17 protein-coding genes are annotated in these 20,633 nt (G+C 64.0%); 7 read left to right on the plus strand and 10 right to left on the minus strand.

The genetic code is table 11. The features are described 5' to 3' along the window. The first annotated feature begins 26 nt into the window (after nt 1–26). Nucleotides 27–1,316, plus strand: coding sequence for a DNA-processing protein DprA (gene dprA, locus AOG28_RS14050; protein ID WP_235507043.1), 1,290 nt, complete (start codon nt 27–29; stop codon nt 1,314–1,316). A gap of 115 nt (nt 1,317–1,431) precedes the next feature. On the opposite strand, the gene AOG28_RS14055 is transcribed toward dprA, so the two are convergent. After that, the gene (locus AOG28_RS14055) at nt 1,432–2,316 is read right to left on the minus strand and encodes a 5'-nucleotidase, lipoprotein e(P4) family (protein WP_054556858.1); all 885 of its coding nucleotides are present in this window, start codon (nt 2,314–2,316) and stop codon (nt 1,432–1,434) included. A 306-nt stretch (nt 2,317–2,622) separates the two neighbouring features. On the opposite strand from AOG28_RS14055, the gene AOG28_RS14060 reads away from it, so the two are divergent. The 3 genes from AOG28_RS14060 to aroE all read left to right on the plus strand — a co-directional run bounded on the left by AOG28_RS14060 (nt 2,623) and on the right by aroE (nt 5,181). Further along, nucleotides 2,623–3,204: an L-threonylcarbamoyladenylate synthase gene (locus tag AOG28_RS14060; RefSeq protein ID WP_054556859.1), complete on the plus strand. Its 582-nt coding sequence runs from the start codon at nt 2,623–2,625 to the stop codon at nt 3,202–3,204. A gap of 179 nt (nt 3,205–3,383) precedes the next feature. Beyond that, nucleotides 3,384–4,304 carry an oxygen-dependent coproporphyrinogen oxidase gene (gene hemF / locus AOG28_RS14065; RefSeq protein ID WP_054556860.1) on the plus strand — a complete coding sequence of 307 codons (921 nt, stop codon included), beginning with the start codon at nt 3,384–3,386 and terminating at the stop codon, nt 4,302–4,304. A gap of 43 nt (nt 4,305–4,347) precedes the next feature. Then, a complete protein-coding gene (gene aroE, locus AOG28_RS14070; RefSeq protein WP_152965433.1) occupies nt 4,348–5,181 on the plus strand; it encodes a shikimate dehydrogenase in 834 nt (277 codons plus the stop codon). A 191-nt stretch (nt 5,182–5,372) separates the two neighbouring features. Here the strand turns inward: aroE and AOG28_RS14075 are convergent, their stop codons facing one another. Next, nucleotides 5,373–6,089, minus strand: a complete 717-nt coding sequence (locus tag AOG28_RS14075) for a response regulator transcription factor (RefSeq protein ID WP_043333802.1) — start codon at nt 6,087–6,089, stop codon at nt 5,373–5,375. Between the two features lie 276 nt (nt 6,090–6,365). Here AOG28_RS14075 and AOG28_RS14080 point away from each other — a divergent pair, with 276 nt between their 5' ends. Next, nucleotides 6,366–6,857, plus strand: coding sequence for a hypothetical protein (locus AOG28_RS14080; protein ID WP_043333803.1), 492 nt, complete (start codon nt 6,366–6,368; stop codon nt 6,855–6,857). Nucleotides 6,858–6,905: 48 nt separating this feature from the next. After that, a complete protein-coding gene (locus AOG28_RS14085) occupies nt 6,906–9,332 on the plus strand; it encodes an ATP-binding protein (protein ID WP_054556862.1) in 2,427 nt (808 codons plus the stop codon). Nucleotides 9,333–9,538: 206 nt separating this feature from the next. Here the strand turns inward: AOG28_RS14085 and AOG28_RS14090 are convergent, their stop codons facing one another. After that, nucleotides 9,539–10,726 (minus strand): EAL domain-containing response regulator, encoded by a 1,188-nt coding sequence (locus AOG28_RS14090; protein WP_054556863.1) that lies wholly within the window; start codon nt 10,724–10,726, stop codon nt 9,539–9,541. A 394-nt stretch (nt 10,727–11,120) separates the two neighbouring features. Then, nucleotides 11,121–11,960: a M48 family metallopeptidase gene (locus tag AOG28_RS14095; RefSeq protein ID WP_172978723.1), complete on the minus strand. Its 840-nt coding sequence runs from the start codon at nt 11,958–11,960 to the stop codon at nt 11,121–11,123. A gap of 236 nt (nt 11,961–12,196) precedes the next feature. Here AOG28_RS14095 and AOG28_RS14100 point away from each other — a divergent pair, with 236 nt between their 5' ends. Beyond that, a complete protein-coding gene (locus AOG28_RS14100) occupies nt 12,197–13,060 on the plus strand; it encodes an ATP-binding protein (protein ID WP_043333805.1) in 864 nt (287 codons plus the stop codon). Between the two features lie 174 nt (nt 13,061–13,234). Here AOG28_RS14100 and der read toward each other — a convergent pair whose 3' ends face one another. The 6 genes from der to AOG28_RS14130 all read right to left on the minus strand — a co-directional run bounded on the left by der (nt 13,235) and on the right by AOG28_RS14130 (nt 20,519). Then, nucleotides 13,235–14,659 (minus strand): ribosome biogenesis GTPase Der, encoded by a 1,425-nt coding sequence (gene der, locus AOG28_RS14105; RefSeq protein WP_043333806.1) that lies wholly within the window; start codon nt 14,657–14,659, stop codon nt 13,235–13,237. 392 nt (nt 14,660–15,051) lie between these two features. After that, complete coding sequence (gene bamB, locus AOG28_RS14110) at nt 15,052–16,212, minus strand: outer membrane protein assembly factor BamB (protein ID WP_043333807.1); 1,161 nt, start codon at nt 16,210–16,212, stop codon at nt 15,052–15,054. Next, a complete protein-coding gene (locus AOG28_RS14115) occupies nt 16,209–16,865 on the minus strand; it encodes a YfgM family protein (RefSeq protein WP_235507044.1) in 657 nt (218 codons plus the stop codon). Before AOG28_RS14115 ends, bamB begins: the two co-directional genes overlap by 4 nt. 87 nt (nt 16,866–16,952) lie before the next feature. Continuing rightward, complete coding sequence (gene hisS, locus AOG28_RS14120; RefSeq protein WP_082388818.1) at nt 16,953–18,236, minus strand: histidine--tRNA ligase; 1,284 nt, start codon at nt 18,234–18,236, stop codon at nt 16,953–16,955. 112 nt (nt 18,237–18,348) lie between these two features. Further along, nucleotides 18,349–19,464, minus strand: coding sequence for a flavodoxin-dependent (E)-4-hydroxy-3-methylbut-2-enyl-diphosphate synthase (gene ispG / locus AOG28_RS14125; RefSeq protein ID WP_043333809.1), 1,116 nt, complete (start codon nt 19,462–19,464; stop codon nt 18,349–18,351). Between the two features lie 11 nt (nt 19,465–19,475). Continuing rightward, the gene (locus AOG28_RS14130) at nt 19,476–20,519 is read right to left on the minus strand and encodes a RodZ domain-containing protein (RefSeq protein WP_054556865.1); all 1,044 of its coding nucleotides are present in this window, start codon (nt 20,517–20,519) and stop codon (nt 19,476–19,478) included. Nucleotides 20,520–20,633 lie beyond the last annotated feature (114 nt).

A 20,633-nucleotide genomic window follows, 5' to 3' on the forward strand; every position in this document is an offset into this window, starting at 1 on the left:
TCAATAATCCGCTCGGGAGGTGTGGCGTGTCGATCGATGTCGAACAACGCGGCCCCTCGCGGGCGGATTTCGTCTTTCTGGCGCGCCTGCCGGGCTTTGGCACGCATACCGCGGCCAAGCTGCGTGAGCGGGCCGACTGGCCGCAGGGCTGGCTGGCGGTATTGCCACCACGCCTCGCGGCACCGCTGCGCCTGTGGTGCGAGCGCCCCGAATCCTCGCCGCTCCATGAGCAGGTGATGGCAGACCTTGCCTGGCATGCGCCGGCACAGGGCTATCATCTGCTCACCCCCGCGGACCCCGGGTGGCCAGCCATGCTCGACACCCTGCCGGACCCGCCGTTGGCGCTCTGGGCGCTGGGGCGGCAGTCGCTGCTTGAGTTGCCCATGCTGGCCATCGTCGGCGCACGCAAGGCGAGCCAGGCAGGCCTGCGGCATGCGCATGACTTCGCGGCTGAGCTGGTCTCACGTGGCTGGAGTGTCGCCAGTGGGCTGGCGCTGGGGGTCGATGCAGCGGCGCATCAGGGAGCCCTGGCGGCGTCAGCGCGTCTCGGTGCGCACGACTATGCGGCCAACCCCTCGACGCTGGCGGTGCTCGGCTGTGGGGTCGATGTGGTCTATCCCGCTCAGCATCATCATCTTCGCCAGCGGCTGCTGGAGGGTGGCGGTCTGCTGCTCTCGGAGCATCCGCCCGGCACCGGCGCGCATGCGCGCCACTTTCCCCGCCGCAATCGGCTGATCACCGGTCTGTCACTTGGCGTGCTGGTGGTCGAAGCCACGCTGCGCAGTGGCTCGCTGGTCAGTGCCCGGTTGGCGATGGAGCAGAATCGCGAGGTGTTCGCGCTGCCGGGACGCATCGATGACATCACCGCCAGCGGTTGTCTGGAGTTGATCCGTCAGGGGGCGACGCTGGTACGCGATGTCGATGACATGCTGGCGGAGCTCGAGTACCTGTTGCCGGCTCACTCGACCGAGCAGCCGTCAACGCAGTCCCGGGTGGCGTCATCCAGGCAGCCCGCTGTCGGCTCTGCGGCCTCTCGCTCAGTCACTTCGGCTCGGCAAGCGACAGCCACCGCCACCTTCGCGACACCCACGACATCACTGCCCTTGCCGTCCCTGGCGCCGCCAGCGTCACGCGCTGCCACGCCCCCTGTCAGTCAGGAGGCGGCGCCATTGTGCTTTCTGGGGGCCGTGCCGCTGGCGCTGGACAAGCTGGTCGAGCTGAGCGGCACCTCGGTCAGCGAGCTGAGCATGCAGTTGCTGGAACTGGAGCTCGAGGGGCGAGTCATGCAGGCACCGGGCGGCTGGAAACGGCTCTGACGTTCTGAGCAAAAGTCGCCGACCTGGCAGTGATGATCCGAGATTGCCGACCTGGCAGTGATGATCCGAGATTGCCGACCTGGCAGTGATGATCCGGGAGGCCGGCAACCTGAACTCATTTGCCGAGGCTGACCTTGCCGCTCTCGGGCTGCCAGGCATTGAGCGCCGCGTCACGCATGGCGCGTTTCTCGCGCTCACTGGCACTCCAGTTGCCATCGTAGAGCACGCCTTCCCACTCGCCGTAGGTCGGGTTGGGCAACAGCACGAAGCGACGGCCGAACTGATCCGCCTGGCGGGCGACCTCGGCATTGCGTGCGCGGGTGGTCGACTGCTGGAAGGCCTGATCGAAATCGCCGAGGTTATCGCCCATCAGCAGCGCGATGTCATGCTCCTGCGTGACCCGCGCGCGGCGTGCGGTCTTGTCGGAGCTGTCGGTGCGCGGCATCACGTGCTCGGCATTGGCCTGCGGGAAGCCCAGCGCGGCAAGATTGGCGATGGTGGCCTGCTTGCCGGCCGCCTTGCGGTTGGTGATGTAGTAGACATCGACGCCGCTGGCGTGTGCGTAGTTGAGGAACTCCACGGCGCCCGGTGAAGCAGTGGAGACGGCATCATCCACCCAGTCAGCCCAGCTCTGGCTGTCGTAGGTACGACCTTCACGCAGTGCCCAGCCGCCGTAGCTGGTGGTGTCGAGCACGGTGTCATCGACATCGACGACCACCGCCAGCGGCTTGTCCTGCGCGTGGCGACGCGCCAGTGCCAGATTCAGGCGGTCGTGGGCCACGTTGAAGGCTTGCAGTGACAGGGCATGAAACTCCGCGCTGCGCTGTATCCACAGGGTCGCCAGCATGGTCTGGTCGCTCAAGGGCGCCTGCGCCGCGGCATCCTGCAGCGGGGCAGGGCGTGGCGCCGGCGCGGTCGGCGTCTGGGTGCCAGAGCTGGCACAGCCTGCCAATGCCAGCAGTAGAGCGGCTGAGGTGGTCAGTGAGAAAGCGCGACGCATGGATCACATCCTTGTCTGAAGAAAAGGGGGAGGAAAAGTGGGGGTGAAACGCCATCAGGCCCGGCGCTGGAGACTGTCCAGCAAAGCGTTCAAATGACCTCGATAGTCTTTTGAAACAAGCCTTTGCGTCAGTTTCGCAATACCCTGAGGGCGATGGACCCGTTCATCATGCCGTGAACCGGGCGGTGCGCCTATGCCACCCCGACGCGACGCCGTGTTGCGTCGATGTGCAGCGTCGGTCTCGCGCCGGTGAGCGTGCTAGAATCGCCGCCATTGTGTTGCCGCAGCTAGGAGTTCGAGCAGATCATGAATGTCAGTGATGTTTCGCTGGATCAGCGTGCCCTCGACGGCGCCGCTGCCTGTCTTCGCAATGGGGGCATCGTTGCCTATCCCACCGAGGCCGTCTGGGGGCTGGGGTGTGATCCCGACGATGGTGAGGCCCTGGCTCGGCTGATCAAGCTCAAGTCCCGCGACGCCGCCAAGGGCTTGATCCTGATCGCCGGTGATATCGCCCAGCTGGAACCCTGGTTGGCGGGAATCACCGTCGAGCAGCGTGAGCAGCTGCTGGCCAGCTGGCCGGGACCCTATACCTGGCTGGTGCCTGACAATGGCCGTGCGCACCCCTTGCTGCGCGGTGAACACGTCAGCCTGGCCGTGCGCGTGACCGATCATCCGCTGGTCCAGGCATTGTGCGCCGCCTTCGGCGGCCCGCTGGTGTCGACCTCGGCCAACCGTGCAGGCGAATCGCCTGCCATGACCGCAGACGAGGTGCGTGACGCCTTCGGCGACGCGCTGGTCAATGACGTGATCCTCGAAGGGCCGCTCGGCGGCAATCCGCGTCCCAGCACCATTCGTGATCTCGCGACCGGCAAGGTGCTGCGCGCCTGAGCAGCAGGATCGCCCCTCGGGTTGATCCAGATCAGTGCCGCGTCATCCAGGCGCCCAAGAGGGGCATTTTCCGACCTGCCGAGCGCAGCGTGTCGCGGTAAGCTGGCAGTTCACCGCCAGCAGCGGCCAACGACGGGTGTCGCCCCGTCATCATTCATTCCCGTTCTACCGGAGGCATCGTGGCCCACGCCAATCTCGAAGACGTCAAGGTCTACCTGCTCGATCTGCAAGACCGCCTGTGCGAGGCGCTGCAAGCCTGCGATGGCCAGGCAAGTTTCCGTGAAGACAGCTGGGAGCGTGCCGAGGGTGGCGGTGGTCGCTCACGGGTCATCGAGAATGGCGGCGTGTTCGAGAAGGGTGGCGTCAACTTCTCGCATGTCTTCGGGCATGAATTGCCGGCTTCCGCGACGGCGGTACGTCCGGAGCTGGCCGGTCGCAGCTTCCACGCCGTCGGGGTCAGCTGGGTGCTGCATCCGCACAACCCGCACGTGCCGACCAGCCATGGCAATGTGCGCTTCTTCATCGCCGAGAAGGAGGGCGAAGCGCCGGTATGGTGGTTCGGGGGCGGCTACGATCTGACGCCGTTCTACCCGCATGAAGAAGACGCGCGTCACTGGCACCAGACGGCCTACGATGCCTGCATCGCCTTCGGCAGTGATGTCTATCCGCGTTACAAGACCTGGTGTGACGAGTACTTCTACCTCAAGCACCGCGACGAGACGCGGGGCGTGGGTGGCCTGTTCTTCGATGACCTCAACGAGTGGGGCTTCGAACGCTGCTTCGCCTTCCAGCAATCCGTCGGCGATAGCTTCCTCGAGGCCTATCTGCCCATCGTCGAGCGCCGCCGCGACACGGCCTATGGCGAGCGTGAACGCAACTTCCAGCTCTATCGTCGCGGGCGCTACGTGGAGTTCAATCTGGTCTGGGACCGCGGCACGCTGTTTGGCCTGCAGAGTGGCGGACGTACCGAGTCGATCCTGATGTCGATGCCGCCGGTGGTGCACTGGGAGTACGGCTACGAGCCCGAGGAAGGCAGTGCCGAAGCGGTGCTGTATCGTGACTTCCTGCATGCCCGCGACTGGCTGGGCGAAGAGGCCTGATCGCCGCATTGACCTGACGCTTTTCTGTGATTGTCCCGGAGTCCTGATGTCCCGTTACGCTGTATTCGGCAACCCGATTGCCCACTCGAAATCCCCGTTGATTCATCGCTCCTTCGCTGAGCAGCTCAAGGACTCGCTGAGCTACGAAGCGCGACTGGCGCCGGTCGATGACTTCGCGGCCGGTTGGGCCGAGTTCGTCGCCGAAGGTGGCCAGGGGGCGAATGTCACCATGCCCTTCAAGGAGCAGGCCTTCCGGCTGGTCGATGTGCTGAGCCCGCGTGCTCGTCGCGCCGGCGCCGTCAATACGCTGATGCTCGGCAAGACCGGTCAGCTGTATGGCGATACCACCGATGGTGTCGGCCTGACCCGTGATCTCGAACGTCTCGAGGCGCCGCTCAAGGGTGCGCGCATCCTGATTCTCGGCGCGGGTGGCGCCGTGCGTGGTGTGCTGGAACCTCTGCTGGCCAAGCAGCCGGCGGCATTGGTGATCGCCAATCGCACCGCCGCCAAGGCCAGCGCGCTGGCCGAGGACTTCGCCGACCTGGCGGGGCAAGGCTGCCTGCTGTCCGGCGGCAGCTATGCGGCCATCGAGGGTCAGTTCGATCTGGTCATCAATGGCACCAGTGCATCGCTGGGCGGTGAGCTGCCGCCGTTGCCGGATTCGCTGTTCTCTCCGCAGGCGCTCGCCTACGACATGATGTATGCCGCCGAGCCGACCGTCTTCATGCGCTGGGCCAGCGAGCGCGGCGCGCGGGTCGAGGATGGTCTCGGCATGCTGGTGGAGCAGGCGGCCGAGTCCTACTTCCTGTGGCGTCACAAGCGCCCGGAGACGGGGCCAGTGGCGGACATGTTGCGCAGGATGCTGGCGGAGGGGTGATTCGCGTACGCTTGCCGGGCATGCACGTCGATTCAGATGGCCGCCAGACGGGCAGCCAGATGACCAGCTAGCCGACCAGTCAGACGATCAGCCAGACGACAGACGATGAAAAGGAGCGGGGGACTCGACAGAGTCGCCCGCTCCTTTTTTGTTGGCCACGGTCCAGCGTGCTCACGCCTCGCTGTTGGCGCTCAGCTGCTCTTGACGGGGGCCGTGGCACAGGATTCGAGCCGATATCCGTACTGATAGACGCTTTTCAGTCTGAGCCCACGGCTGCCGTTCAGTCCCAGCTTGCGCCGTAGGCGGCTGACGTGGGTGTCGACCGTACGGGTCGAGATGTCCCCGTTGACCCCCCAGATCATCTCCAGCAGGTAGGCGCGTGAGTAAAGCTCTCCGACGTGGCGCAGCAGCAGGGAGGCCAGCTGATATTCGCGCTGGGTCAGGGCGACCGGCTCCTCGCCGCACCAGATGGTGTGTTCATCCGGCTCGATCCGATATTGATCGCTGATGGCCACCTTGGGCTGCAGGTAATTGGTATCGGAGGTGACGAAACGCCTGCCCAGTGCTTCCACACGCGCCGTGAGCTCGGCAGGGCGGATCGGCTTGGCCAGGAAATCATCGGCGCCATGCTGAAGTGCATGCACGACATCCTCCTCTCCCTGGCTTGCGGTGATGAACAGGATCAGCCCTCGCCAGCCGTGCTCGCTGCGCAGTGTGCGCGTCAGCTCCATGCCGCAGGCATCCGGCAGTTGCCAGTCGATGATCAGCAGGTCGAAGCTGCGCTCGCGCAGTGCGCGCAACAACTGGCTGGCGCGCTCGAAGCCTGCCAGCTCATGTCCCTGGGCCTCGAGACACAGGGTCAGGTAATCACGTTGATCATGATCATCTTCCAGAATGCCGATTTGCATGTCGCTGCCTCCCCGCGTGGGTATCGCAAGCAGTCTACGCGTCTCTTGCGTGAGACCGCGTCACAATGGTTCACGTTTGGCATGACGATGGCGACATATACTCGTGTTCATCCCCTCTCGCTGCTTCATGGCGCGGTGCCGCTGCTGGCCTGTGAATGGCGAGGATGAAACGAGACGGTGAATCTCCGGCCGTCATCCATGGTTGTCCATGACCCCTGGAGTCTTCCCATGCCGCTTCTCATTCTCCTGCGATGTCTCACCACGGCCTTACCCCGCATGCGCCACTGGCTTCTGTTGCTGACGCTGTCGTTTTGCCCCTTCGCCATGGCCCTGGAGGCACCGCAGGGGCCGGTGGTGCTGCGCGTCACCGGGGATGTCACCCATGCCAACGCCGGAGGCGAGGCGCATTTCGATCGCGCCATGCTCATGGCGCTGACGCAACGGGAGACCGTGACCACCACCCCCTGGCATGACGGCGAAGTGAGCTTCAGCGGTCCGCTCGGTTCGGCGCTGATGGAGGCGGTGGGCGTCGAGGATGGCACCATGCGTATCGTGGCGCTCAACGACTACGCCGCCACCGCGCCGGTGCAGGACTATTTCGATCATCCGGTGATACTGGCCATGGAAGTCGATGGCAAGCGACTGCGTGTACGCGACAATGGCCCCATCTTCATCATCTACCCCTTCAGTGAGCAGCCGGATCTCCTCAACGAGGAAATCATGACCCGCTCTGTCTGGCAGGTGAAGCGAATCGACATCGAACGCTGAACCCGCCTCTCCTGCTCCGTTTCATGAGCGCTGCCAGGATGCTCGTGCATGAATCCACTCCGTTCTCTGCATTTCAGAACCGCCATCGCCATTGCCGCGACGTTGTTCTTCGTCTCGGCATTGGTGACTGGCGTTCTGGTCTATCAGCGTCAGCAGGCACTCGAGCACAAGCTGCGTGAGAATCTGATCTGGGCGGTCTATCAGTTCGACAGGGAAGTGCGCGAGCTGCGCATGGTGGTGGCCGAGGAGCAGAAGACCCCGACGCCGCCCGCCTTGATGGATGACAGCGAGCTGCTGTTGCGGCTCGACATCCTCTATAGCCGGGTGCAGCTGCTGCAGAGCGGCCAACTGGGCAGCATGCTGGCGGGGATGCCCGACCTGCATGCCCAGCTGATGGCCATGCTGCCCAGAATCGAGGTGCTGGACAGCGCCATCATGGACCTGGCGAGTCGTCAGGAGCGTGATGCGTCCCTCTATGTGCAGATACTCAGCCGGCTTGCCTCGCTTCAGGAGCAGACCGGCGAGCTGCTGCTCAACATCAATGCCGAGGCCGCTATCCAGCGCACCAAGGAGCGCTCGGAGCTCCTCAACCTGTATGCCCTCGCGCTGTCGCTGGTGCTGCTGATGACGTTGAGCGGCATCGTGCTGGTGGTCGCGCTGATCGTCGAGAGTCGTGGACGGGCCTACAAGACCCGCAAGCTGGAGGAGCGCACCCAGGAACTGGATGGCATGGTGCAGCTGGCGCAGGCGGCCAGTCGTGCCAAGTCGGAATTCATGGCGATCATGAGCCATGAGATTCGCACCCCGCTCAATGGCATGGTCGGCGTCTCGGATCTCATCGGCGAGGAAGTCTCGACCCCGCGTGGCCAGCAATACCTGACGATGCTGCGCCAGAGTGCCGAGAGCCTACAGGCCGTCATCAATGATGTGCTGGATTATTCCAAGATCGAAGCCGGCAAGCTGGAGCTGGATCAGCGCTGCTTCTCGCTGCCCGAATTCCTCGATTCCCTGGCCGCGCATTACCATCGCCAGACAGGCAATGCCGGCAAGGGATGCTCGCGCATCTTCCTCGAAGAACGTGCCGATGACCTGCCCGTCTGGGTCAAGGGGGACGTCAATCGCCTGCGTCAGGTACTGACCAACCTGCTCAACAACGCCTTCAAGTTCTGTCCCCAGGGCACCATCCGGCTGAGGGCATCACTGGAAGACGGCGAGACGCTTCATTTCGAGGTTCACGACAGCGGTTGCGGGATCGCCGCCGACCAGGTGAACCAGTTGTTTGCCCCCTTCACCCAGGTGGATACCTCGATTGCGCGTCGTCATGAAGGCACCGGGCTCGGGCTTGCCATCTGCAAGCGACTGGTGGAGGCGATGGGCGGCGAGATCGGCGTCGAGAGCCATCTCGGGCTCGGCAGTCGCTTCTGGTGCCGCGTGCCGCTGCCGGTATTGACCGCCGCCGAGGCTTGCCCGCAGCAGGCGGTGGGAGACACGCCCTTGCCCCACGCAAGCGTGCTGGTGGTGGAAGACAACGAGGTCAATCAGTCGCTGGCGCGGGCCATGCTCGAGTATCTGGGGCAGCAGGTCACGGTGGTGGAAGACGGTGAACAGGCACTCGAATGGCTGGCGCAGGCTAGCAACGATGTCGACCTGGTGTTCATGGACATGCAGATGCCGGTACTGGATGGCGTCGAGACGACACGTCGCTGGCGTCAGCACGAGTCAGAGCAACCCGCCAGCGCTCGTCTGCCGATCATCGCGATGACCGCCAACGTGATGCAGGAGGATGCCCGCCGCTGCATCGAGGCTGGCATGCAGGGGGTGCTGCACAAGCCGTTCACGCGTGATGATCTGCATCGGGTGCTGCAGCAGTATCTGGTCCAGGCCTCTGATTCGCAGGCCTCTGATTCACAGGAGGCTGATTCACAGAAGTCTGATTCGCAGCAGAAGGCGCTCGAGCCAGACAAGCCAGAGGACTCGGCTGGCGAGCGGACTACCGTCACGCAGGCACCAGGCGATGATGGCGTCAGCTCGTCAGCGACTGAAGATCAGGACGCGCAGATCGACGCTGCTCCGGCGTTCGATGTGGCAACTGACGACTCAGGCGCGCGCGCTCTGCCCGATGCCGTGCCTTCCTTGCTGCAACACGCGACCTGTCAGGAGCTGCTCACGACCCTGAGTGGCGAGGCCTATTCACGACTGCTGAGCAATTACCTGACGCGACTCGAAGGACGCCTCGACGTGATGATGACCTTGCTGAAGCAGATGGATCTCACCGAGCTCAAGCGTGAGGCGCATTCCCTGAAGGGGGCGTCAGCCTCGCTGGGATGCAGCGGCATAGCCAGTGGCGCCAAGGCGCTGGAGGAGGCTGTGTGCAGCGAGGACATGACCCAAGTACATCAGCATGTCGCCACATTGCGCTCCTTGAGTGTGCCGACGCGGGACAGCCTCCTCGCAGAGGGCTATCTGTTCTCCTGACGGTATTGGGACGTGATGGCGTGATAGACAGCCGACAGCATTCACTAGCGTCCCTCTTGTTCTCTTGTTCCCGCCTTCTCTCGCTCTCTTCATCCTGGCCTTCACGACACAGACGCCACCCATGATGACATGGGTGGCGTCTGTGGAGTGGGGGAGTTGCGGCATTCCCGCTGTCTGTGCTGCGCTGCGGCGGGACGCCAGTCTCCTCAATGGACAGCGGAGACGTGGCGCTGGCTGAGTGCATTGACGGCGCTGGGCGGGCAGCGGCTCCAAGCATTGAAGTCGCTGACGGGCATGGGGCGCGCGAACAGATAGCCCTGGCCGATATTGCAGCGGGTATCGCAGAGGTAATCGCGCTGTTCCGCGGTCTCGATGCCTTCGCCGACCACGGCGAGATTCAGACGCTGGCCCAGCTCGACGATGGTACGCGTGATGGCGCGCGCTTCCGGGTGGCTGTCGCTGCGCCCGACGAAGCATTGGTCGATCTTCAACTCGTCGAACGGCAGGTTGTAGAGCTGCATCATCGAGGAGAAACCAGTGCCGAAGTCATCCAGCGCCAGGCGATAGCCGCGGTCGCGAATGGCGTTCAGCAGGTGGCGAGCGTAGGTGAGGCAGTCGATCCCGCAGCTCTCCGTGAGCTCCAGCGTGATGGAGTGCGGATCGACATGATGCTGACTGGCCAGCGCATCCAGCGTCTTCAGCATGTCGCGGGTGCGCAGCAGCTGGGGTGACAGATTGAGCGCGAGGTCAAGGTGAAGGCCCTGGGACTGCCATTGGCCCTGCTGGCGGAAACCATGCTCGATGACCTGCCAGGTGAGTGCCTCGATACGGTTGCTGCGTTCCGCCAGGGCGATGAACTGGTTGGGCATGACCATGCCGCGCAGAGGATGCTGCCAGCGCACGAGAGCTTCCGCGCCGCTGAGCTGGCCGCTGGCGAGGTCGATCTTGGGCTGATAGACGAGATGCAGCTGGCGCTCGGTCAGGGCATCATCCAGTTCATCGAGTGACAGCGGATTGCGTTGCTTGTCCAGCTCTGCCAGTAGCGAGGCCAGGTGCATGATATCGAAGGGCTTGTCGAGCTGGCCCAGCATCTCCAGGCCGCTGCGCTTGCCCCTGGCGACCATCGCTTGCATGTCGTCGTTGTGACAGGCGCTCATCAGGATGATGCCTGCCTCGACATTGCGCTCGCGCAGATAGCCGAGCACATCATCGCCGGTGAAGTCGCCCAGTTCGTAGTCCACCAGGATGAGGTCCGTCTCCAGACAGGCGGGGTTGCAGGCGATGTCCTGCAGCCCTTCGCTCTGCGTGCAGTCGAAGCCATGGGCGGAAAGCAGCCCGCTGATGAGTTCACGAAAATCCGGATCGTCGTCAATGATGAGTGCGTGTCGAGTCATGTAAGGCATCCTCAAGCGAGTGTCGGGAATATGCTCGCGCCGCTGTGCATGAAGTGTCTGCATGAGCAGTGCGCAGGCGAGCAGGTGATCCCAGATTAGCAATGCGGTTACATGATTCGCGGATATCGACACATTTGACGGCTTCTTTTTACATTCAGGCTGTCAAGCCGGTAAAGCGAGGAGCTGGTAGAGCGTTATATAGTCAAGGGAGATAGATCAGAGGACAGACTAGTGAGAGCAGAGCCAGAGAGTAGAGGGCGGCTGGATAGAGCGCGCCGCGCGCTCGCGCAGCCCCAGGTTCTCCAAGGCCGCGCGCTCGCGCAGCCCCAGGTTCTCCAAGGCCGCGCGAGCGTGTGTTACCTGAGGATGATGACGCCACCCCAGACTGGCGGGGTCAGCGCAGACGATCGCAGTTGGGCTTCTCGCCGGCGGCGCGGGCCTGCTGATAGGTCGGCAGAGCGGTCTCGAGGCGCTCGTTGAGGGCCGCCATGCGCTGCTCATCACTCGGGTGCGTCGACATCCACACCGGAGGTTGGGCGCCACCGGCAGCGTTCATGTTGGCCCACAGCTTGATGCTGGCGCGCGGGTCGAAGCCGGCTTCGGCCATCAGGTCCAGCCCCAGCAGGTCGGCTTCGGACTCGTGGGAGCGCGAGAACGGCTTGAGCACGCCATATTCCGCGCCCATGCCCAGCAGGCCCATGAGCTGATCGCCACCGGTGCCTTCGAGGCCGGCCAGTGCCTGGGTGAGTGACAGCCCGGCGGAGGTCAAGGATTGGGTCGAGACGCGTTCGTTGGCGTGGCGCGCCAGCACGTGGGCGATCTCGTGGCCGATGACGGTTGCCAGCTGGTCCTGATTCTCGGCGACCTCAAGCAACCCGGTGTTGACGCCGATGTAGCCGCCCGGCAGCGCGAAGGCATTGGCGGACTCATCCTCGAATACCTTGACCTGCCAGCCGCTGATGCCATAGCTGGCGGGCACCTTGGCGGTCACTGCATCCGCCACGCAGCTGACGTAGGCATCCTGACGCCCTTCCACCACCGGCAGCTCCTGCTGGTACTTGCTGAAGCTGGCTTCCCCCATCTTCTCCAGTTCCTGGTCCGAGTAGAGGGTCAGCTGGCTGCGGCCCAGCGGAGAGCTGGCGCAGGCACTCAGGGTGACGGACGCCGCAAGGGCCGCCAGCGGGAGCAGACGACGCAGGGCACGGGGAGATGAGAGATCGAGCAATCCTGGCATTGGGGCCTCCTGGCAAGATGACGTGACAACCTTCGAGCGCACGGCAGGGGACGCTGAACGTGCAAGAAACGTGCAGACAGCATAACCGGATAGGCGCAGTGGTGCAGTCAGCGAAATGATACGTTGCTGAGATCACAGCATCGTCATGCCAGACGGCCCCGCCGGGCATGAGATACTGGGTTTGATCTGATGGGCCAGCCACGGCCCGGACCCCATGTATCTGACAGGGAATCACCATGTCGCCAGAGTTTGAACGCCGCCTCTCGCATCTGCTGGACCGACTCGAACCGATGCTGCCGCCGACGGCTGTCGAGGTGGACTGGACACGCGATGTCGCCGCCTTGTGGACCCGCCACCCGCTGGGAGGGCGCCTGACGCCTATCGCGCCGCGTGACGCCCTGACTCTCGAGGATCTGCTCGGCATCGCACGCCAGAAGCGCGAGCTGCTGGCCAACACCCGCGCCTTCCTTGCGGGCAAGCCGGCCAACCACGCGCTGCTGTGGGGCGCCCGTGGCACCGGCAAGTCATCGCTGGTCCGCGCACTGCTCAATACCCTGGGCCGTGAGGGGCTGCGTCTGATCCAGATCGATCGCCACGACCTGCCGGCACTGCCGGCGCTGGTCGCCGAGCTGGCCCAGCAGCCGCATCGCTTCATCGTCTATTGCGATGATCTGTCCTTCGAGGGCAGCGATGATGCTTACAAGGCGCTCAAGAGCGTGCTGGATGGCACTCTGACGGGGCCGCCGGAGAACGTGCTGCTGTATGCCACCTCCAACCGTCGTCATCTGCTGCCGGAGCACATGAGCGACAACCAGGCCACCCACATCGTCGATGGCGAGCTGCATCATGGCGATGCGGTGGAAGAGAAGATCTCGCTGTCAGACCGCTTCGGCCTGTGGCTGGCCTTCCATCCCTTCAACCAGGACGCCTATCTGGAGACCTGTCAGCATTGGGTGGAATGGCGTCTCGGCGCGGGCAGCTTCGATGAGGCCGCGCGTGGCGAGGCGCTGCGCTACGCCACCCAGCGCGGGGTGCGCAGCGGGCGTGCCGCCTGGCAGTTCGCCAATCTCTGGGCGGGGCAGAAGACGCTGGAGGCGTGAGTCCGGTGCTTGACGCCCTTGAGATGATTGCGGCGTTTGAGGTGCTTGAGACGTCAGTATTCGCGACATGAAAAAGCCGCCCCTGCAGTCATCTGCAGGGGCGGCTTTTTCATGGGGCAGGCTGGCGGATCAGATCCGCTGGCCTGCCGTCACGCACGGGCGCAGTTCACGCCATCAACGGCGCTGCTTGCGTTCCTTGCGAGCTTCCTTGGTGCGCGCCAGTGAACGCTCTTTCGCGCGCTCGCGGTCGTCAGCACCCTGAGCGCCATCGAAGGGGTTGTCCCCGGAGCGGAACTCGAAGCGCATCGGCGTGCCCTTGACCTTGAGCACCTTGCGGAAGGTGTTGGTCAGGTAGCGCTTGTAGGCTTCCGGCAGACGGTTGGTCTGGTTGCCGTGCACCACGATCAGCGGCGGATTGGCGCCACCCTGGTGAGCCATGCGCAGCTTGATGCGACGGCCGTTGACCATCGGCGGCTGGTGCGCCTGGGTGGCATCCTGCAGCAGAGTGGTCAGACGCTTGGTCGACCAGCGGGCCACGGCGCTTTCGAAGGCGCGGTCGATGGACGGGTAGAGATCACCCACCGCAGTGCCGTGCAGCGCGGAGATGAAGTGCAGGTCGGCGTAGTCGGCAAAGCCCAGACGACGCTTGATCTCGGAGCGCATCTTCTCCTTGGCTTCGCTTTCCAGGCCATCCCACTTGTTGACCACCAGCACCAGCGCGCGGCCGCTGGTCAGCACGAAGTCCAGCAGGTGCAGGTCCTGCTCGACGAGTCCCTGGCGGGCATCGAGCACCATCACGGCGACATTGCACTTCTTGATCGCTTCCAGCGTCTTGATGATGGAGAACTTCTCCACCACTTCACGCACGTTCTTGCGACGACGGATACCGGCGGTATCGACCAGCAGGTAAGGCTTGCCGCGACGCTCGAAGGGAATTTCCACGGCGTCGGTAGTGGTGCCGGCCTGGTCATAGACGACCACGCGCTCCTCGCCGAGCAGGCGATTGACCAGCGTCGACTTGCCGACGTTCGGGCGACCAATGATGCCGATGCGCACGCCGCGATCATCCAGCTCCGGATGCAGGTCCTCGTCTTCGCCTTCCTCGACTTCGGGGTAGGGCGAGAGCACCTCTTCCAGCAGCGTGGTGACGTTGCGGCCGTGCTCGGCGGCGATGGCGCGCGGGTCACCCAGACCCAGGGTCCAGAAGTCGGACTTGCCGATCTCCTCGTCCATGCCGTCGGTCTTGTTGACCACCAGCCAGGTCTTCTTCTGGTTGACGCGCAGGTGATTGGCGATGGCCTCGTCCGCCATGTTCAGGCCGGCGCGCGCATCGACCATGAACAGCACGATGTCGGCTTCGTCGATGGCGGCCAGTGACTGGCCGGCCATCATCAGGTCGATGCCTTCCTCGTCACCGCTGATGCCGCCGGTGTCGATGACGGTGTAGGGCTTGCCGCCGACCTTGCCGGTGCCGTACTTGCGGTCACGGGTCAGGCCGGGGAAATCGGCGACCAGAGCATCACGGGTCTTGGTGAGGCGATTGAATAGCGTCGACTTGCCGACATTCGGGCGGCCGACCAGGGCGATCACGGGGTTCATGGAATCTCACAGCATTCGCAGGGATAGCATCGATGCCGGCCCCGTACGGTCTGCTTCGAACCATGATGGCTGGAAAGCACCTTGTGCAGGCAGGGCGATAGCGATGATATCGGACTTGGGGCACTGGATGACGACGCAGGCGTCGCATGCATCCAGTATGGTCCGCCGACAGGGGGTTAGCACTGTCGACGGAAAGATCTCGTGGCTGAATCAATGGCTGCATCGTGCGGCAGGCCTGATCAGCGGGGGCAGCATTCTAGCATTGACAGGGAGTTGCTACCAATGGCGCATTACGACAACGGCAGCCAGATGGCTGCCGTTGTCGTGACGAGGGCTGAACGATGCGCATGTCAGCTTGCGGGGCAGGCTGACATGCGCGCTCGATCAGTGGCTTACGGTGCTTCGAGATCCAGCGCCGTCAGCTCGCCATCGTTGGTGTAGACGTAGATGCGCTTGCCTTCGGTCAGCGGGGTGATGCTGATGCCATCGCCCCCCACGTCATAGCGGCCGGCCATCTCGCCGCTCTGGGCGTCGATCAGGTGCACATAGCCTTCGTAGTCACCGACCACCAGCTTGCCATCGACGAAGGCCGGAGAGGTCAGCCAGCGGCCTTCCAGGTCTTCGGACTTCCACAGCACGTTGCCCGTGTTGGCATCCATCGCCAGCACATGGCTGGCATTGTCGATGCTGAACAGGTAATCGCCGACCACGATGGGCGTCAGATAGCTGGAGGACGGCTTGTCCCACAGCGGCTCGCCGTTGCGAGCGTCCAGCGCGATCAGACGACCGTTGTAGCTGGTGACGAACAGGCGACCATCCTGGGTCAGCACCGGCTGGCCATCGAGATCGACCAGCTGGTCCACCTCGGTACGCCCGGCCGGCACGGCGACGCGCAGGTCCCACAGTTCCTGACCTGAACGGTTGTCGAGCGTGACCAGCTTGCCGTTGGCGAAGCCCGCGAAGGTGACCGGCTGGATGACGCGCGGCGCGCCGGTGCCACGCAGCGTCAGGGCCGGAATCGTGGCCGAGTAGGCCCACTGCTCTTCGCCGGTGAAGCGATCTAGCGCGGTCACGGTGCCATCGACGCTCTGCACCACGACCAGCTCGTCGTTGTACTGCGGCGCGGCCAGCACTTCACTGGAGACACGCGTGCTCCATTCGATGCTGCCATCTTCCTGACTGACGGCACTGACCTTGCCATCGCGCGTTCCGACGTACAGGCGGGAGGCATCGGCATTCAGTGCGCTGGTGATGCCAGCCGGCAACCGTGTCTGCCAGATGTCGTCGCCACTGTCGGCAGCGAGGGCTTCCAGCTCACCGCCTTCGGCACCGACGAACAGCTTGTCGTTGGCGAAGATCGGTGACAGCGGATAGTGGGCACGGCCAAGGCCATTGCCGACCGATTCGCTCCAGACGGAATCCAGCGCGACCTGGCGATCGAAATCGACCAGCTCCTTGGGCGCATATTCCGGTTGGGCACTGCTGGCGCAACCGGCCAGCAGACTCACGGCCAGCAGCGAGGCCGGTACGCTCAGACGACGAGTGACGCTCATGAAGAAAACTCCGCAGCCAGATCGGCGAGTTTCAGGTCGAGACCGTAGACCGGCTGACCACTTTCCTGCGACAGGGTGCTGGCCTGCTGATAGGCGGCGATGGCCTCATCACGCTTGTCCTGTGCGGCCAGGGCATCGCCACGCACCGCAGCCGCCTGCGCTGCCAGCGGCGCTGGCGGGCTCTTGAGCAGGACGAGTGCCGCGTCGTTGTCGCCGCGCTCGACATTGATGCGCGCCAGACGCAGGCTGGCCAGCCCCTGCAGGTAGCTGTCATCGCTGTTGTCGATCACGCTCTGCAGCGCCGTGGCGGCTGCATCGAGATCGTTGGCCTTGACCGACATGCTGGCATCCAGCAGGTGCGCCATCTGGGTGTAGAGGCTGTCGCCGTGCTCGCTTTCCAGTTCGCCGATCAGCGTACGCGCCTGCTTGACGCCGGCGTCTTCCAGCTTGGGCTGGCTGACGAGGCTGATCAGTTGCTGGTAACGCACGGAGGCCGCTTCGGACTGGCTGGCGTCGTAGTTCTGCCAGGCCTTGAAGGCAAAGACACCGGCGCCGGCCAGTACGACACCGGCAATCAGTGACTTGCCGTTCTCGCTCCACCAACGCTTGATGGCTTCAAGCTGTTCTTCTTCGCTTCTGAGCTCTTCCGCCACGGGCGGTCTCCTTGACCTGGCCGGCATGCCGGCACTTGCATTCGTGAGGCGGAGAGCTGGCTCTCCACCCGATATTCATTGGCAGTCTCAGGCGCCGAAGACGCTGTCGAGACGTTCGCCCAGCGCACGCTGGTTCAGCGTTTCCTGGTCGCGTTCCTCGCGCAGGAACTTGAGCGCCACCGTGCCTTCGATGACTTCATTCTCACCGAGAATCAGCGCGATGCGAGCACCGCTCTTGTCGGCCTTCTTCATCTGGCTCTTGAAGCTGCCGCCACCGCAATGCAGCACCAGACGCAGATTGGGCAGGGCGGTACGCAGCTCTTCGGCCAGACGCATGGCTTCGCCTTCGGCCTGCTCGCCCATCGACATCAGATAGACATCGACGGTCTCGCGGACGTCCTGCGGTACCAGTTCCAGCGTCTCGAGCAACAGGATGAGGCGCTCGACGCCCATCGCGAAGCCGACCGCCGGTACCGGCTTGCCGCCCAGCTGTTCGAACAGGCTGTCGTAGCGGCCGCCGGCACACACGGTGCCCTGGCTGCCCAGCGCGGTGGTGGTCCATTCGAACACACTGCGCGAGTAGTAATCGAGGCCACGCACCAGGCGCGGGTTGATGACGTAATCGATGCCGGCGGCGTCGAGACGTGCCTTGAGGCCCTCGAAGTGCACGCGGGACTCTTCATCCAGGTGGTCCCCCAGACGCGGTGCGGCGTCGACGACGGCGGCCATGTCCGGGTTCTTGGTGTCGAGGATGCGCAGCGGGTTGCTGTGCAGACGGCGCTTGGAGTCTTCGTCGAGGACATCCAGGTGCTGTTCGAAGTATTCGACCAGCAGGTCACGATAGGCGGCACGCGCCTCGAGGCTACCCAGCGAGTTGAGCTCGAGCGTGACGTGCTCCAGCAGGCCCAGCTGGCGCCACAGACGCGCGGAGATCAGGATCATCTCGGCATCGATGTCCGGGCCTTCCATGCCGTAGGCTTCGACGCCCACCTGATGGAACTGACGATAACGGCCCTTCTGCGGGCGCTCGTGGCGGAACATCGGGCCGGTGTACCACAGACGCTGGATCTGGTTGTGGACCAGGCCATTCTCCATCGCCATGCGCACGCAGCTGGCGGTGCCTTCCGGACGCAGGGTCAGGCTGTCGCCGTTACGGTCGTCGAAGGTGTACATCTCCTTCTCGACGATGTCGGTGACTTCGCCGATGGAGCGCTTGAACAGTGCGGTCTGCTCGACGATGGGGGTGCGGATCTCGCGATAGCCGTACTGGCCCATCAGCGCTTCCACCTGGTGCTCGAAGTATTGCCATACCGGTGACTGGTCCGGCAGCAGGTCGTTCATGCCACGAATGGCCTGGATCTTGGTACTCAACGTTCTCTCCTGAATCCTTGCGCGTCTCCCCACGGCGCTCGCATGAGGTCATGCAGGCGGGTGGGGAGACGAAGGCGCGTCAATCACGACGCGCAAGCCAGCCGAGACAAGCTCAGCTCTGGCGGATGATAGTGTCGGCCTCACGGGCCTCTTTTTCCGCGACCTTGTCACGGATGAGTCGCTCAAGATCGTCAACCAGGGTGTCATTGGTCAACTTGCTGGCCGGCTTGCCGTCCAGGTAGACCAGGTTGGCGGGGCTGCCGCCGGTCAGACCGACATCGGTCTCCTTGGCTTCGCCGGGGCCATTGACGACACAGCCGATGACCGAGACGTTCAGCGGCGTCATCACGTCTTCAAGACGTGTCTCCAGCTCGTTCATGGTCTTGATGACGTCGAAATTCTGACGCGAGCAGCTGGGACAGGCAATGAAGTTGATGCCCTTGGCGCGCAGCTTGAGGCTCTTGAGCATGTCGAAGCCGACCTTGATCTCCTCGACCGGGTCCGCTGCCAGCGATACGCGGATGGTGTCACCGATGCCATCCATCAGCAGCATGCCCAGGCCGATGGAAGACTTGACGGTGCCCGAGCGCAAGCCGCCCGCTTCGGTGATGCCCAGGTGCAGCGGCTGTTCGATGCGCGCTGCCAGGTCACGATAGGCGGCGACGGCCATGAACACGTCGCTGGCCTTGACGCTGACCTTGAAGTCCTGGAAATCGAGGCGATCCAGGTGGTCGATGTGACGCATGGCAGATTCGACCAGCGCCGCCGGCGTCGGTTCGCCGTATTTCTTCTGCAGGTCCTTTTCCAGGGAGCCTGCGTTGACGCCGATGCGGATCGGGATGCCGTTGTCGCGGGCGGCGCTGACCACGGCACGCACGCGGTCTTCACGACCGATGTTGCCCGGGTTGATGCGCAGGCAATCGACGCCAAGTTCCGCCACACGCAGGGCGATCTTGTAATCGAAGTGGATGTCGGCCACCAGCGGGATGTTGCTCTGCTGCTTGATGCGACCGAAGGCTTCGGCGGCATCCATGTCCGGCACGCTGACACGCACGATATCGGCTCCGGCATCCTCGAGGCGCTTGATCTGCGCGACGGTGGCGGCGACATCGTTGGTGTCGGTGTTGGTCATGCTCTGCACGGAAATCGGTGCATCGCCGCCGACGGCCACATTGCCGACATGAATCTTGCGCGAGACGCGGCGCTTGATGGGGGAGTGACTATGCATGGGATTCCGGATCATTCACCGAGGGTAAGTTTGGCGACACTGCCGCGCGTGACGCGCGTGAGGTCGACCGCTTCATTCATGTAACGCAATTCGACGCCAGAGGCATTGCCGATGGTCAGCGTGAAGGGCGGCTTGCCTTCCAGCGTCGTGCTGGTGCCGGCCTCGTTGTTGCCGCGCAGCAGGCGCTTGCCATCGGCATCACGAATGTCGGTCCAGGAATTGATGTTGAACGTCAATTCGAGCTTGCGCGGGTCTGCCGCCGGCGCAGCATCCTCTGCTGCGCTCTCTTGCGAGGTGTCGGCACTGGCATCGGCGACAGCACTCACGTCAGTGGCAGCGGCGCTATCCGTGGCAGCGTCAGACGCTGACGTGCCAGCCTCTGCAGCGCCCGGCGCGGCCGCGGTTGCGCCTGTATCGAGCGCGTCAGCACTCTGCGCTGTCGCCTCGGACGAGGTTGCTGCCTCGACGGCAGACGCATCACCGGTGGCGGTAGCAGTGGAGGACGGCGCCGCTTCACTGGCAGAGGACTGCGAGAGCGAAAGCTCGATGGAGCCATCGGCGTTCACGACCGGTGCGGCGCTGTCCGCATCGCTGCCACCTTCGAGGGCGGAGGTTTCCGCCGGCGAGGTGCGGCCATAGTCGCCACTCTGCCACCACACGTAGCTGAGACCGATCAGACCGGCGATGACCAGCAGGCTGACGAGGCGGAACAGGTACTTGCCCATCTTGCCCGGCGGGCGCACCGACGGCGTGGAACTGGGGGTGTAGCGCTCGGCTTCGGTGGTGCCGAACTGGGCATTGTACTGCCCGACGATCGCCTTCTCGTCCATGCCCAGCAGGCGGGCATAGGCACGCAGATAGCCGCGACGGTACGCGGCGATGGGAATCTGGTCGTAGTGGTCGCGTTCCAGGTCATCGACCAGGCTGGGGCGCAGGTTGAGCTGTGTCGCCACCTCATCACGCGACAACCCCTGATGCTCGCGCTCCAGCTTGAGGCGCGTGCCAGGCAGTGCATCACTGGCGTGCTGATCAGGGGCGGGTTGATGTTCGCTCATGGCGCATCCTTGTAAGGAAAAACTGTCTACCGAACGCACATCCGGGCGCTCTTCCGGTACTGCGGGAAACTGCTCCTGACACTGATGCTGGAGCATGCTGACTGATGCTGTCGC

The organism is Cobetia sp. UCD-24C (genome assembly GCF_001306765.1).
GTDB lineage: Bacteria > Pseudomonadota > Gammaproteobacteria > Pseudomonadales > Halomonadaceae > Cobetia > Cobetia amphilecti.